Below are 13,878 nucleotides of genomic sequence, written 5' to 3' on the forward strand. Positions count from 1 at the left end.
TTCGCCAAAGAGAAGCCCTCCTTCTTATATGAATGGTTTATGGCCAATACATATGGAATAAATAAATTATTTAAGTGCTGATCTTTAAAATGTAAGCGCTTTAATAAACTGATATTACCAAAAAGGGACCAACTCCTTTAGTCATTTATCTATTTCGCAGAAAATTCTGCATCTTATTATTATTTTACAGACTGATTTTAGACATTTCACCTAACAATCTGTAAATTGATGCAAGCATTTAATTAATCATTATGTAAAAAGAAAGTAGTTTCCTATGAATGCAAACCTAGGGGAGTATTGTTGTTAGGTGAAAATTAGAAATTATATGGAATATTATAAATAGTTTTATCAGAGGGCAGATTGCTTGTACACTTTTCTGAATCCTTTTTCAATTTAACACAATAATACCAAAAATATTGTAAAAAGAAATCGAATTGTCAATTAATCTTACAAGCTTTATTTGTTCATTTTCAAATGTCTAATCAGTAAAGTATTACTTACCTAACAATGCATCTTCCTTATAAGGAAAACTGACTTATTATAAAACAATCGTAAAAAACTTCTCGACATTTTCTACGAATGTGGAGGAAACGAACCCCTTTTTATAAAAAAAAGTGTACCCCATTAAGAAGGTACACCCAGACATGTTCAACTTTGGAAATATTTAGACAACTCGATAATCATTGCTCCCATTCTCTCATTTTCAGGAACAAGGATCCGTTCTACCCCTTGCTCTTTTAATGCTGCTGCGGTAACTTTTCCAACGGCTGCAGCTACTGTTTTTTCCTTGAATGAATTAACAATGTCTGTAAAGATTTCATGTTCTCTTGCATAGTCAAAAAGCGAGTGAACCTGGGTTGCCGTAGTAAAGCATACCGCGTCACATTCACCTGACTGAAGTTCATTACATAACCTTGCCACCATCTCTTTTTCAGGAGCTATATGCTGGTATGGGAGTAACTTCTGGACAATAGCACCGCGATCTTCGAGAAATTTTGTTAAAACTGGTGCTGTTTCCCCGTGAAGTTGCAACATAACTCTTTTTCCAGAGAGATCTATGGTTTCGAGTGATTGAGCTAATCCCTTTGTTGTTCCATCATCATCGACCACGATTGGTTTAATCTCATATTTCTTTAATGCAGATAGGGTTTTATAGCCTCTAGATGCTATCTGTGCTTCACGAAGGTTCTTTAAAAAGGACTCTTTTAATCCAAGCTTTGTTGCTAATTCCACGAGTGTCTCAAAACCAATCCCCGTTGTGAAGATCACCCAATCGGCACCTTTCTTTACAAATTCGCGTAAATCAGGTTCCACTTCCTTTTCTGCTAAAAATACAGTCCCTTGAAGAGTACGGACTAGAGGAACACCTCCTTGTTTTCCAATTATCGTACTTATTTCTTCTATTTTTCGCGAACCGCAAATGACAACTCGCTTTCCAGTTAAACCCTTCTCCATTGCACTAACCTCTCAAATCGTATTAATTTTTTTCTCTTGCGATTCTTTCAATCTCATGTGAAGGATAAATGTTCACACCACTTTTATCAGTCTGGGCCACGGCTGCCATTGCTGCTGCGACGTTCCTTGCTTCAATCGCTTTATAAGGTCGTAATGCGCCAACCATAAGTAAATTTAAAAAGGCACTTGCTTTTTCCGCAATTCTTTCCCCAAAACGAAACTCTGTCCGCTCTCCTAACAATAGTGATGGCCTGAAAATATGAACAGATGGTATAATTAACTTACCCAGAGCTTCCTCAACTTGTCCCTTCACTTGATTGTAGAAAATTAATGATTTAGAATTTGACCCCATCGCGGTAATAATGAGAAATTTTTCTACACCAGTTTTTGATGAGATTTTTGCTGCCTCGACCGGATATTCATAGTCTACTTTTCGAAAAGCTTCCTTGCTTTTTGCCTTTTTAATAGTAGTCCCTAAACAACAAAAAACATCTGTTACCTGAAATAATTCCGAGTATGTATCTAGCTTGTCAAAATCAACGACATGCACTTCACAGGAGGGATGATTGCTTTCAATTGGTCTTCGGACTAATATATGGATCTTTTCATAATTTTTTTGTTGAATGAGGATTTTTACTAATTCATTTCCTACTAGTCCGCTAGCACCTAGAACAAGTGCCGTTTTTTTTCTGTTTTTCATATCTAATCCCCTTTACGATCCAACCTTTATCTCATTAAATCGGTATCATTAAGATTATTACACAATCCTCGTGAATAATGAAGAATATTAATCCTTAGATGTATAATTTTGACTTTTTATCTTACCCTAAAAAGGAAGATACAAAATTCAATAAGGTAAATCACGATAAAGTTGTCAATATTATAGATTATTTTTGTTCAATTATTTTTTCCTTGGACATACTGAGGAAGTGAAAATTTTTTTAAGGAGGAACATGGATGCCTAACGATTTCCAATTTAGTAATTTTATTAATGATGTATCTCTGCAAACGAAAATGGAGAATGTATGGAGTAATACTTGTGGTTCATGGGAGAATTGCAACCAAGAAACGATTCAATCTTTCCTAGCCCAGTGCCTCGATTATAATATTGACCCACAGTACTGCATGAGTTGGGTTGAACAACATAAGGAAGAAATACCCAATTGGACTAATGTCTCGGAAACCTCGTTAGGCTGGGTAAACCAGCACACATCAACGGGTTCAGCCATTTCGATTACAGAGCAGGATTTTAGTTGATTTTTAGGGAGGGGGGTAATACCCTCCCTTTTCATTTATCCAAAAATTAAAAAAGTGCTTCTGTGGTCATTTAAATCTATGAATCAAATCTACTAACCTTTCTAATCCATCGAGCAGTCTGGGTGAGGGGCGGCAGTACAGTTCTTCCTCAAGAATGAGAATCTGGTCATCACTTTTAAACCCTATTTCTTCAAATCCAGTTCGCTTTTTAACAAGGCTTTTTTGAATCTTATCTTTCCTCACTCCTACCCAAGCAAGACAAATAAAATCGGGCTTGCGACTTATTACATCTTCCCACTCCGTTTGAACACTGGCCAATTCAATATCCTGAAAGATGTTTATTGCCCCAGCAGCTTCGGATATCTCCGTGAGCCAATTTATTTTTCCTGGTGTAAAAATCGGCTTTGGCCACCATTCCCAGTACAAACGTGGTCGGTAACTTTGATTTACGCTCTGCTGTTTTACTTTTTCAAGTCGGGAACGAAATTGCCGAGCCGTCTCCACTCCCCGTTCTTGTTCGCCAAGAACTCCAGCGGTTGTGATTAAATCGTTTTCAATATCTGTTAATGATTGTGGATTTAAAACAAGATGGGGGATATCTCGTTTCTTTAGAGCCTCAATATTTTTTTCCATCCCTGGAACACTTAAAGAAGCAAGGACCATATCAGGCTGCAATTGTTCAACTAGATCCATGTTAATCGATAAATCAGGACCTAACTTTGGTAGATTTTTGATTGAGGCTGGCCAATCGGAAAAGTCATCAACTCCTACTAATAAGTGTGTTAAACCCAGATATTCCATAACTTCGGTATTACTAGGGCACAATGAAATGACTCGCATGTTCTACCATCTCTCCTCTCGATATAGTTAAAGCAAAGGAATCATAAAACGCATGGATGGAAAATCATCCATGCGTTTTTGGGTATTTTTATTTCCTTTCCCCTTCTACGGCCGCAACCAACTGAAATAAAAAGCGATAAATAAGCTGGAACGCCTCACCTATGGATATCTCTTCGGTAAAACCTTCCACATAGTTTAGGGCAAAATTTAAATTCCATAATCCATCTTCCAAGCTGAACATTAAGTCAAATTTTGCTTCATCCCCGTGTAATTGGGTATTTAAATTTTCCTTTAACGCTTTTTCAAATTTCTTTTGCAGTTTTAATCCCAACATTACATCGTATGTCCCAAATACATCATCCGCTTCTATTGAAACAGCCTCGACACCAATTAAATCAAACCAAATAGACTCCAAATAAATAAATTCATTTTTATGCATTTTTAAGTAATCGAGAGGCTGAGCCAAGAATGAAGTCGATTCATTCTTTAGCATATTTTCTGTTTCTTTATCACAACGTTCAATGTAGGCGTCTGCAAAGCGGACACTAACATCCTTCTCCGAAAATTGGATATTATCACCCAGCTGATTTTTTTCGAGATACTCTTTTTCTTCTTTAAAAATGGTAATACTATTGCCGTTTGAGTTATTTTGCTGTTCAGATATGTACTGTTTGATTTGGTCTTTTAACATAAGGAATGTCCTCCTATGATTCACTTTTCATCTTTAATTTTGAGTGTTTATGTGTAAAAAAGCAAATATGATAATGTATTTTTGCAAAAAAAAGAGGTGACTATATATAAGCCCCCCTCTAATTGCTATTTAATTTTCCGCTAATTTCGTTTTTACCTTATGAGCGGACGGTTTTATCTCACCTGGATCTTCTGCTTGTTTTGCCCGTTTAATAAATAAGGCAAGAACTAAAGCTAGGCCAGCGATAAATACACTTACAAAGAAAGCATCATTAATTCCTTCCAAAAGAGCTTGCATCTCAATTTGATGTTGCATTTTTAGTTTCATGGCTTCTGTAATCTTTATTGAAGGGTTAGGTACAACCTTCTTTGCAGCCTCAACGATTTCAGTTGCATGTGTTTTGGCACGAGTTGTCATAACCGTAACCAACAACGCTGTCCCAATGGCACCAGATACCTGCGACATCGTATTATTCATCGCCGTGCCATGAGGATAAAACCGTGCCGGTAACTGGTTTAAGCCATTGGTCGTAATTGGCATATTTACCATCGAAAAACCAAACATACGGATCGTGTATAAAATAATTAAATGAGTATAGGTGGTTTCCAGTGTTAATTTACTAAATAAATAACTTGTTATCACTGTTATAGCTAAACCAATAATAGCTAAAGCACGACCACCGAATTTATCAAAAAGTTTACCTGTAATCGGCATCATAATGGCCATTAGAATTGCCCCTGGCAACAACATTAAACCCGCATCTATCGGGGAAATCCCGCGAATATTTTGGACATAAATTGGTAGAAGAAGCATACCGGAAAACATCGCCATTGTAACTACCATGGATATAGCAGAAGATAATGCAAACATTGGATATTTATAAATCCGGAAGTTAAGAAGTGGCCGTTCTTGTCTTAATTGACGCAAAATAAATGTTACCAATGAAATGAGCCCAACTGCAAGCGTCCCATAAACTTGCGGACTATCCCATCCTTCTTTACCAGCGGAACTGAATCCATAAAGTATTCCGCCGAAACCTACGCTTGATAACACCACAGATAAGAAATCAAGACGAATATCAACCTTACCTTTTTTATCTTTAAGTAAGAAAAAGCCAAGCAATACGACGAGAATCGCGATTGGTGTGACAAAATGGAAGAGCATTCTCCAGTCATAGTGTTCAATAATCCAACCCGATAAAGTCGGTCCAATTGCCGGAGCAAACATTAATACTAACCCGAAAACACCCATTGCTAATCCACGTTTTTCAACAGGAAAACTTGTTAACATTACATTCATTAACAAAGGCATCATAATCGCTGACCCAGAAGCCTGAATCATCCGACCAGATAATAAAAGTGGAAAGGCATGAGCAAAGCCAGCTAAAACAGTTCCAAAAGTAAATAAAAGCATGGCTGCTAGGAATAATTGCCGGACCGAAAATTTTTGAATTAAAAATGCTGATAATGGAATCAGAATTCCATTTACTAACATAAAACCGGTTATCAACCACTGACCAGTTGATGGGTCTATTTTTAAGTCAGCCATGATTGAAGGCAGTGCGATATTTAATAATGTGTTATTTAAGAATGCAATAAAAGCTCCGACAATCAGTACGGCAAGAACGCCATACGGTGGGCCAGCAGTCTTTTTTATGGTTTGATTCATTCAATTTCCCCCTATAATATATGTTCATTTTTTTATACACCTGTTTCACACTTACATAATAATATACGCAGAGTTCAATTTTTGCAATTAAAAAAACCTGCAAAATTATGGATTTGTAATAATGCTTTAAATAATGTACTATATTTTTATACTAATAGTACAAATGGAAATAAAGGTGATTTTATGAATGACCGAAAGCAGCATGTAGTAAATATGGCTCATCAATTATTCATCGAAAAAGGATTCCAAGCAACATCTATTCAAGATATTTTAGACTATAGCGGGATTTCTAAAGGAACGTTTTATAATTATTTTTCATCGAAAAGCGAATTATTAATCGCGATTTATAAAACAATTTTTAAGAGGCTCGAAAAGGATCGAAACGATTTATTAATTGGTCAAAACCCTTCCAGTATAGAAATTTTCATTAAGCAAGTGGAACTGCAAATGATTTCTAATAGGAAAAATAAATTAATTGCCCTTTACGAGGAAGTATTGTCCTCTAATGATGCCGACCTCAAACAATTTATCCAACGACTTCGTTTAAATTCACTTCGGTGGTATTACAATCGGTTTATTGACATCTTCGGCGAAGAGAAAAAACCATTTCTATTAGATTGTGCGATTATGTTTCAAGGGATATTACAATATAATGTTCAATACAATAGAATGGCCCATGAATCTGGAGAAAAAGTAAGCAGTGTTGTCCGCTACAGCGTGGCGCGATTGGTTAAAATAGTTGATGAGGTTTCTGAATCAGGGGATCAATTAATAGAACCAAATACTTTAGAAAAATGGGTCCCTGGCTGCCAAAAAAACAATCTCGAGATTATCACCCAGTTGATGAAAATAGCGGTAACGTTAAGGGCATCGATAACGAAAAGCATTCAAGATGTAGAAGAACAAAGCAAATACAATGAACTTCTGGATTTTATTCAAGAAGAAATCATCCATACAAAATCACCAAGAAAGTTTCTTATTCAAAGTGCCCTATTATCATTAAAGCAAAACCCCGAATCACTTTGGAAAAAAGAACTAGGGCAGCTTAATGAATTGATCGAGTCTTTTTATAGTGTGACAGAGTCGGAAGAAACAAACCCCTAATCCAAGGATTAGGGGTTTGTTTTGTGTAGGTAAGGCTTTTATTATTTGAAAAGCGTTGCTGAATTTCCCAAATAAAGTAATTCCTTGAATATTGTTTTACCACCACGATTGCATCTTCACCATTTTTTGTAAATATTAACCCTAAACCCATTTGTTCTTGAAACCTCCATCCTTTTGATTTCATATATTTTTTTACTACATTATAGCTGCTATCTTGACTACTTTCGGATAAGTATCTGCTTCGTTTATCTGTTTTTGAGAACAGCTCAAATTCTGAATCGCATAAGTGAAGCTTCATTGCAGAAACAATTAATGGTATTGGATTTCCCTCCTGAAAAAGCGCAGAACCAAATCTGCTGACAACTAGACCAAATCCTATGACCAAAACAATCACTAGGGTAACGGCCATTTTTCTAATACCCTCCACCCGTTCGCCTCCTTATTTATCTGCTTCTATTAAATTTGACGACGGATGGGTATTTTTGGTTTCAGATAGAATTATTTCATTTTCATTAAAATTGTTTTAAGATGTCGGTAATGAATTTATAAATTAGTATTAAGAGTAGTTTATTAAAGGGAAAGCAGCAATAATAGGGGTATCAAAATAGACATGATCAATGCGGAGGTAATCATCGCTATGCTCCCCATGACCCCTTCAATTTCTCCCCATTCAAATGCACGGTTGGCACCAATTGCCTGGGCTGAGGTTCCTAACGCTAATCCCTTAGCAATTCTGCTTCTAATCCGAGTAATATTTAAAAGAAATGGCCCAACCATTAAAGAAAAAACCGCAGAAATACAAACAAACAAAATCGTTAGTGACGGTATCCCCCCTAATGACTGGGATACTGATAAGGCAATGGGAGCAGTGACCGATTTTGGAATTAGCGACAACATAATTTCCTTATTCATGTGCAAATACTTCGTCAACAAGACAATTGAAATTACCCCAGTTAATGTGCCTGGCATAACCGCCCAGAAAATAATTACGAAATTTTTTCTAATAATTCTTACATGTCTATATAAGGGAACAGCAAGGGACACAGTAGCAGTTCCTAATAAAAGTGAAAATATACCTGTTCCAGAAGAATATTGGGCAACATGTATATGAGAAAGCGTCAATAAACCAATGATGAACACTGTTACAGTATATAACGGATTTAACCATGACTTGTTATAAGTTTTAAACACCTTATTTCCTACTGCATAACTCATAACAGTAATGCTGGTACATAACAATATATTAGAAATCATTGTTCCCATTTTGTTTACTCCTTTTTCTTTTAGTTTCTAAATACTCAGCAATAAAAGCTGTAACAAGTAGGACAACCAGGCTGCTTGCTGCTAGGATGATTGCTAATTTTATTCCTTCTACTCTAAAAATCCCTGCAAAATGCCAAACACCTACGATAAATGGAATAAATAGAAGAGTTATATGTTTGATATGCAGCTGGGCGGCTGCTTCGACCCATTTGAGCTTACAAGCACCTGACATTAATGCAATGAATAAGAGCGCCATACCAATAATACTTCCAGGGACAGGAAGATCAAGCCAAGTAACGAGTCTTGTTCCAATCAAATATATAACTAAGATTGTGAGAAACTGAGCAATAGTACGAACCATTCGGCTCCAACCCCCTGCATTAAGATTAATGCCCCATTATTCTTTAACAAATGGGGTCACAATTTATTTCTCTAAAGTCAGTATCGCATACCTTTTTGAGTTTTTCTGTAAATGTGGAATGGTATCTAACATAGATTTATTAAATTTGATTTAATACATGGTAGAATAACTTACTTTTATTTCGAGTTACCTTCATAAAGCAAAAAAAGCCGATTCCCAATAGTAGGACCGGCTAAAACTGAATAATTAATGCCTATTTAAGAAAGGATTTAGGCATGACAACAGCGACGACCTCTCCACGAGCACAGAGAATATCATTCGCATAAACTTCTGTCTCAACCTTAAACTTTTTAGGGTGTATTTCATTGACAGTTCCGATTGCTGTTAATGGTATACCATGTGGAGTGGGCTTGAGAAAGTTCACATTTAAGGAAGCCGTTACGAATCTTGGGGGCTCCTCTCCATCACCAGCTTCATGTCCATTTTTTCGATGAAGCGCCAATGCAGCAGACCCTGTTCCATGACAATCTATTAAAGAGGCAACAATTCCACCATAAACAAAACCTGGAAGTGCTAGATGCTCTGCTTCTGGTGTGAATATAGTTACTGTTTGTTCACCATGCCAGCCAGTTCGAAAATGATGTCCCCCTTCGTTCAATCGACCACAGCCATAACACCAGGCGAAATCATCCGGATAATCATCCTGAATTGCTTTTAAAACTTTATCTTCCATTAATTTCTCCCCCTTCACCGAAAACGCTTTCATAGACATGATAACATTGTTAAAATTCCCTGGTCAATCAATAGACAAAATATTAGAAAATCCAAACATTTCACATAATTCAGAAAAGGAAAACCCTTGTGATGCAAGGGTTTTCTTCTGAATATTTCGGTAGTAATAACAAATAGACTCAATATGGAGCAAAAAAAAACAATTAGACTACTAATTCCAAACCTCCTCTGCAATTACCCTATACCCTGCTTCCGACTTAATTGATCCAAAAAGATAGTCACGAATCTACTACACCGATCAATATCCTTCATTTGGAGGCTAACCTCGATTTTTAGGGTGGCAATTAAATTTGTGTGTACGTAAAGCATATCCTTAAATTCATCAACAGCTCCACAAAACTTCGGGTAACCACTATCCCCTGTGCCGATTACACCTGTCAGTACCTTTTTTACGTCCTGAGTTTCGAATGCACGATATAGCTCCATCATTTCTTGAGGAATTTCGCCATTTCCCCAAGTATAGGTTCCGATTACAACAGCCTCAAATTGGGATAAATCCCTAACTCGAAATTGCTCGATCCGAAAGAGAGAAACCATTACATTCTTCTTTAAAAATAAATGGAAAATTAGTTGAGCTAATTCTTCAGTATTTCCTGTTTTGGAAGAATATACGATGGCAATTTTCATAATTCATCGAAACCGTTTGATTGTGTTACCTTTGCATAGCTTCTTGACTTCTGTTCAAAAAAATCGGATTTTGTTCCATTCATCATTTCATCACTGAAAACATGGATCCAAGGCATAGGGTTTACCCTTTCTTTATATAAGTTCTGTAAACCTAGCTGTCGAAGCCGCTTATTAGCAAGATATTCGGTGTATCTTTCGTACTCGCTCAATTCAATACCATCTATATCTTTCAAAATCATATGTGCCCACTCTTTTTCAAGTCGGACAGCTTGTCCAACCACTTTATACACATAATCAATGTTAGCCTCTGTATGTAAATCCGGATTTTCTGTTAAAAGTATTCGTAGAAACTGTGCCATGAAATACGCATGCTGCATTTCATCCCGTTGTATATAGCTAATCATTGTACTAGTCTTAAGCATTTTTTGCTGGCGGGCAAGATGATAGAAAAAAGCAAACCCAGCATAAAAATAAATACCCTCTAGATTAATAGAATTCACACCTAGTTGAAATAAATTTTGTGGTGTAGGATTCTCACGGAAACATTCATATGCATCTAATATCAGTTGGTTTCTTTTTTGAACGATTGGATCATTTTTGGCTTGATTGAACCAAACCTTTTGTTCATTTAAGGGGACAAGAGAACTTAATATATAGGAATAGGATTCATTATGAACTGCTTCCTGCTGAGCGATGACGGCAAATATTGCTTTAAAGCTAGAATCCGACACATAATCCATCACTTGACACATGGTAGGGGTCTGCAGGCTATCTAAACAAGCAAGTTGTGTATTTATTCGTAAAAAGACATCTTTCTCCGTTGAACTTAGAAAGTCCCATTGCTTTATATCATCTTGCATATTTATCTCTTGAGCTTTCCAAAAGTTTGACAATAAAGTTTGATATAAATCGTATATCTGAGGATAGGCAATATCATTCCAGTTGAGCAAGCCTGATGATTTTCCGTTGATAATTCCGGTTGATTTATTGGGAAACTCAGGGTTCAACAGTTTTATTCTTGATAGCGGTAAATGAATATCCATAAAATAATCTTCTCCAATCTATTCTAAAAAGGTGTTAGCTATGGCAAGCCTCACATTCGTCAATTTCCGTTTGAGATGTGCTTCTTACATAGTACGTTGTCTTTAATCCTTGCTTCCAAGCTTCCATATGCAGGTTGAGCAAGTCCTTTGCTTTTATATCGTGCCTAACATATAAATTAAAGCTAATGCCTTGATCAATGTGACGCCCTCGTGCCGCATTCTGTTTAATACTCCACACTTGATCTAATTCATGTCTGGACCTGCGATAAAATTCGTACGTAATATGATCTAAATCAGGTGCCGTTACTTTAAATTTAAAATTCTTCTTTTCCTCTGCATATTCAACAGAATAGATAGGATCTATTCCATCAGTGGAACCTCCTATTTTGGCTGTTGATGAGTTGGGAGCGATAGCCATTAACCAACCATTTCGAATACCATGATTGACGACATCCCTTTTTAGTTCAATCCATCTTTTCGTTTGGTAATTTTTCCGCTCAAAATAACTCCCTGTATGCCATTCTGAATCTTTAAATAGACTATAATACCCTTTCTCCTTTGCTAGTTCCATTGATGATCGGATAGTATAAAATGCAATGTCCTCATACAGATGATCTGCATAATTTACCGCTGTTTCAGACTCCCAGTAAATCCCTTTAAGAGCTAGTAGATGGTGCCACCCAAACGTACCCAGACCCACGGCTCTGTACTTTTTATTTGTATGTTGAGCCTGTCCAACCGAGATTGTATTTAAATCTATCACGTTATCGAGCATTCTTACTTGGATCCTAATTAAACGCTCTAAAACATCTGCAGGGACTGCTTTTGCCAGATTAATAGACGATAAATTACAAACAACGAAATCACCAGGCTTCCGAATTATCACGATATTGCCCTCTTCATTCTGGTATTCGTTTACAATCGTCGTTGCGGACATATTTTGAGCAATTTCTGTACATAAATTACTGCAGTAAATAGAAGTTCGGCCCTTACCCAATACATGCTTATTCGGATTTTGCCTGTTTACTTCATCACGATAGAACATGTATGGTGTTCCTGTTTCTAATTGAGCAACCATGATTCGTGTCATAATATCCATGGCACGGTATGTTTTACGAGGAAGAAGCGGGTTACCTGCGGCCTCTTCATATTTCTCGGTAAAGAATTTAACATCCGTTTCATCATAAAAATCCTCAAGTCCGAGAAGGTTCCCTTTTTCATCCTTCCAGCCCATAAATTGTTTTACTTGATGGGGACAAAATGTATGCCACTGCCCAATACTTCTTCCATCCTCATCTTTCTCTTCTAATTTTTTCATAAATAGGTCTGGTATGGTGACACCCGTGAAAATGTCATGGGCCTTTCGGCGTTCATCCCCATTATTGGTTTTTAAATCGAGAAAACCGTTCATGATATCTTTATGAAATAAATCTAGGTAAACCGCAATGGCACCTTGACGTTGACCTAACTGATCAACACTGACAGCTGTATTATTTAACAATTTAACCCATGGCACTATTCCGGAAGAGTTTCCTTTGAATTTCTTAATATCGGAACCAAGGGCACGAACTTTACCATAATAAATCCCTATACCTCCGCCATCCTTGCTTAGCCGAGCAATATCCCAATTATTTAAATAGATGCTATCAAGGGAATCATCTACTGTATCAATAAAGCAGGAGGAAAGCTGACCAAAGCTTTTCCCTGCATTCGCTAAAGTGGGGGTAGCAACGGTCATATATAAATTACTTAGTGCCCAATACGCTTCCTTTACAAGCTGTAAGCGGATGGACTCCTTTTCATGCTTCATAATCGTCATGGCAATAACCATGAACCGCTCCTGCGGGAGTTCATATACGTTTCTATTATGATCTTGAGCAAGATAACGATCCGCTAGTAAAAATAACCCTATGTAATTAAATAATAAATCTTTATCTGGATTTATCTCTTTTGCTAGTTGATCGATTTCATCTTTACTATATAAGCTTAGGAGATCATTAGAATATATACCTATATCAGTCAATTCTTTTATTAATCTATAAAAGTCTCCATATTTTAAAGAACGATTATAGCCTCGACTTTTTGCAGATTTTCCATATAATTCATTCAGATATAAACGGGCAGCGACAAATGTCCAATTCGGTTGGTCCATTGCAATTTGATTTATTGCATAGACTAAAGCTTGTTGGTTTGCTTCCACCTCTGTTACTTCCAGTTCGCTTATACGGTTTTTAAGCTCAGTTGTATCCATCTGATATTTTTCTGTAACTTGATTAATAGATTCTAAAACATAATTGAATTCAGCTTGAAGCTCCTTTGTTACCATTTCATTTCCCCCTAAAATAATAAAATCCGCTCAAGGGGAATTGAGCGGATGAAACGATAACACTACAAAAGGACTAAAATAAAAGTATCCAATGCCTCCTGTCGCCACCGTTCATCTTCTCAATCCCCGAAGAAGTTGAAACAACTTAAGAAAGACAGGTCTCCTGACTCATGCTTCATCCTACTTTGAACCCTTCCCATATAATTGCCTAATATATTAGACATTTCTTATACAGTGGTTTACTCATTTCGTCAGCATTTACAGTTGCGGGGGCAGTTCTGGATTTACACCAGATTCCCTATTAAGCCACAATGGCATCGTCTCTTAAGGCTAACACAATATATAGTTTAATAATTATTCATCGAAACAATATATAGTGAATCAATTAAATTAAATAATAGTATAGTCACCAATATAATTCAAGTCTATTATTAAATAAAAATGAAACCTA

General features: G+C 36.5%; 14 protein-coding genes and 1 riboswitch. Of the genes, 2 read left to right on the forward strand and 12 right to left on the reverse strand.

The window, feature by feature from the left end; genetic code table 11:
* Nucleotides 1-648 precede the first annotated feature (648 nt).
* Together AB7942_RS10970 and AB7942_RS10975 are read right to left on the reverse strand one after the other, a co-directional pair.
* Nucleotides 649-1,455, reverse strand: a complete 807-nt coding sequence (locus tag AB7942_RS10970; protein ID WP_369446873.1) for a uroporphyrinogen-III synthase — start codon at nucleotides 1,453-1,455, stop codon at nucleotides 649-651.
* Between the two features lie 22 nt (nucleotides 1,456-1,477).
* A complete protein-coding gene (locus AB7942_RS10975) occupies nucleotides 1,478-2,155 on the reverse strand; it encodes an NAD-dependent epimerase/dehydratase family protein (RefSeq protein WP_369446874.1) in 678 nt (225 codons plus the stop codon).
* A 257-nt stretch (nucleotides 2,156-2,412) separates the two neighbouring features.
* Between AB7942_RS10975 and AB7942_RS10980 the strand changes: the two genes are divergently transcribed.
* Nucleotides 2,413-2,712 carry a hypothetical protein gene (locus AB7942_RS10980; RefSeq protein WP_215004417.1) on the forward strand — a complete coding sequence of 100 codons (300 nt, stop codon included), beginning with the start codon at nucleotides 2,413-2,415 and terminating at the stop codon, nucleotides 2,710-2,712.
* A 66-nt stretch (nucleotides 2,713-2,778) separates the two neighbouring features.
* Here the strand turns inward: AB7942_RS10980 and AB7942_RS10985 are convergent, their stop codons facing one another.
* The 3 genes from AB7942_RS10985 to AB7942_RS10995 all read right to left on the reverse strand — a co-directional run bounded on the left by AB7942_RS10985 (nucleotide 2,779) and on the right by AB7942_RS10995 (nucleotide 5,911).
* Nucleotides 2,779-3,552, reverse strand: coding sequence for a cobalamin-binding protein (locus AB7942_RS10985; RefSeq protein WP_369446875.1), 774 nt, complete (start codon nucleotides 3,550-3,552; stop codon nucleotides 2,779-2,781).
* 88 nt (nucleotides 3,553-3,640) lie between these two features.
* Nucleotides 3,641-4,243, reverse strand: a complete 603-nt coding sequence (locus AB7942_RS10990; protein WP_369446876.1) for a branched-chain amino acid aminotransferase — start codon at nucleotides 4,241-4,243, stop codon at nucleotides 3,641-3,643.
* Between the two features lie 129 nt (nucleotides 4,244-4,372).
* The gene (locus tag AB7942_RS10995) at nucleotides 4,373-5,911 is read right to left on the reverse strand and encodes a DHA2 family efflux MFS transporter permease subunit (RefSeq protein ID WP_369446877.1); all 1,539 of its coding nucleotides are present in this window, start codon (nucleotides 5,909-5,911) and stop codon (nucleotides 4,373-4,375) included.
* An 81-nt stretch (nucleotides 5,912-5,992) separates the two neighbouring features.
* Between AB7942_RS10995 and AB7942_RS11000 the strand changes: the two genes are divergently transcribed.
* Nucleotides 5,993-7,015 carry a TetR/AcrR family transcriptional regulator gene (locus AB7942_RS11000; RefSeq protein WP_369446878.1) on the forward strand — a complete coding sequence of 341 codons (1,023 nt, stop codon included), beginning with the start codon at nucleotides 5,993-5,995 and terminating at the stop codon, nucleotides 7,013-7,015.
* Here the strand turns inward: AB7942_RS11000 and AB7942_RS11005 are convergent.
* The 7 genes from AB7942_RS11005 to AB7942_RS11035 form a co-directional block, all read right to left on the reverse strand.
* On the reverse strand, nucleotides 6,957-7,442 hold the full coding sequence (locus AB7942_RS11005; RefSeq protein WP_369446879.1) for a hypothetical protein: 486 nt from the start codon (nucleotides 7,440-7,442) through the stop codon (nucleotides 6,957-6,959). The two genes, AB7942_RS11000 and AB7942_RS11005, sit on opposite strands and share 59 nt — an antisense overlap.
* A 143-nt stretch (nucleotides 7,443-7,585) precedes the next feature.
* Nucleotides 7,586-8,278 carry an LrgB family protein gene (locus AB7942_RS11010; RefSeq protein WP_369446880.1) on the reverse strand — a complete coding sequence of 231 codons (693 nt, stop codon included), beginning with the start codon at nucleotides 8,276-8,278 and terminating at the stop codon, nucleotides 7,586-7,588.
* Nucleotides 8,259-8,639 (reverse strand): CidA/LrgA family protein, encoded by a 381-nt coding sequence (locus AB7942_RS11015; protein ID WP_088087890.1) that lies wholly within the window; start codon nucleotides 8,637-8,639, stop codon nucleotides 8,259-8,261. Before AB7942_RS11015 ends, AB7942_RS11010 begins: the two co-directional genes overlap by 20 nt.
* 253 nt (nucleotides 8,640-8,892) lie before the next feature.
* Nucleotides 8,893-9,372, reverse strand: coding sequence for a PaaI family thioesterase (locus tag AB7942_RS11020; RefSeq protein ID WP_369446881.1), 480 nt, complete (start codon nucleotides 9,370-9,372; stop codon nucleotides 8,893-8,895).
* A gap of 233 nt (nucleotides 9,373-9,605) precedes the next feature.
* Entirely contained in the window at nucleotides 9,606-10,058 is a 453-nt protein-coding gene (locus tag AB7942_RS11025; protein ID WP_335401471.1) for a flavodoxin domain-containing protein, read from the reverse strand.
* A complete protein-coding gene (locus AB7942_RS11030; RefSeq protein WP_369446882.1) occupies nucleotides 10,055-11,101 on the reverse strand; it encodes a ribonucleotide-diphosphate reductase subunit beta in 1,047 nt (348 codons plus the stop codon). The genes AB7942_RS11025 and AB7942_RS11030 overlap by 4 nt, the downstream gene beginning before the upstream one ends.
* 34 nt (nucleotides 11,102-11,135) lie before the next feature.
* Entirely contained in the window at nucleotides 11,136-13,427 is a 2,292-nt protein-coding gene (locus AB7942_RS11035) for a ribonucleoside-diphosphate reductase subunit alpha (protein ID WP_335712863.1), read from the reverse strand.
* Between the two features lie 136 nt (nucleotides 13,428-13,563).
* Nucleotides 13,564-13,765: riboswitch (cobalamin riboswitch) on the reverse strand.
* Nucleotides 13,766-13,878: the final 113 nt, after the last annotated feature.

It is taken from the genome of Neobacillus sp. BF23-41 (genome assembly GCF_041106275.1).

What these genes read in the sequence shown, in the direction of transcription:
- AB7942_RS10970 (WP_369446873.1), bottom strand. Translation starts at nt 1,455, where the DNA reads ATGGAGAAGGGTTTAACTGGAAAGCGAGTTGTCATTTGCGGTTCGCGA.
- AB7942_RS10975 (WP_369446874.1), bottom strand. Translation starts at nt 2,155, where the DNA reads ATGAAAAACAGAAAAAAAACGGCACTTGTTCTAGGTGCTAGCGGACTA.
- AB7942_RS10980 (WP_215004417.1), top strand. Translation starts at nt 2,413, where the DNA reads ATGCCTAACGATTTCCAATTTAGTAATTTTATTAATGATGTATCTCTG.
- AB7942_RS10985 (WP_369446875.1), bottom strand. Translation starts at nt 3,552, where the DNA reads ATGCGAGTCATTTCATTGTGCCCTAGTAATACCGAAGTTATGGAATAT.
- AB7942_RS10990 (WP_369446876.1), bottom strand. Translation starts at nt 4,243, where the DNA reads ATGTTAAAAGACCAAATCAAACAGTACATATCTGAACAGCAAAATAAC.
- AB7942_RS10995 (WP_369446877.1), bottom strand. Translation starts at nt 5,911, where the DNA reads ATGAATCAAACCATAAAAAAGACTGCTGGCCCACCGTATGGCGTTCTT.
- AB7942_RS11010 (WP_369446880.1), bottom strand. Translation starts at nt 8,278, where the DNA reads ATGGGAACAATGATTTCTAATATATTGTTATGTACCAGCATTACTGTT.
- AB7942_RS11015 (WP_088087890.1), bottom strand. Translation starts at nt 8,639, where the DNA reads ATGGTTCGTACTATTGCTCAGTTTCTCACAATCTTAGTTATATATTTG.
- AB7942_RS11020 (WP_369446881.1), bottom strand. Translation starts at nt 9,372, where the DNA reads ATGGAAGATAAAGTTTTAAAAGCAATTCAGGATGATTATCCGGATGAT.
- AB7942_RS11025 (WP_335401471.1), bottom strand. Translation starts at nt 10,058, where the DNA reads ATGAAAATTGCCATCGTATATTCTTCCAAAACAGGAAATACTGAAGAA.
- AB7942_RS11030 (WP_369446882.1), bottom strand. Translation starts at nt 11,101, where the DNA reads ATGGATATTCATTTACCGCTATCAAGAATAAAACTGTTGAACCCTGAG.
- AB7942_RS11035 (WP_335712863.1), bottom strand. Translation starts at nt 13,427, where the DNA reads ATGGTAACAAAGGAGCTTCAAGCTGAATTCAATTATGTTTTAGAATCT.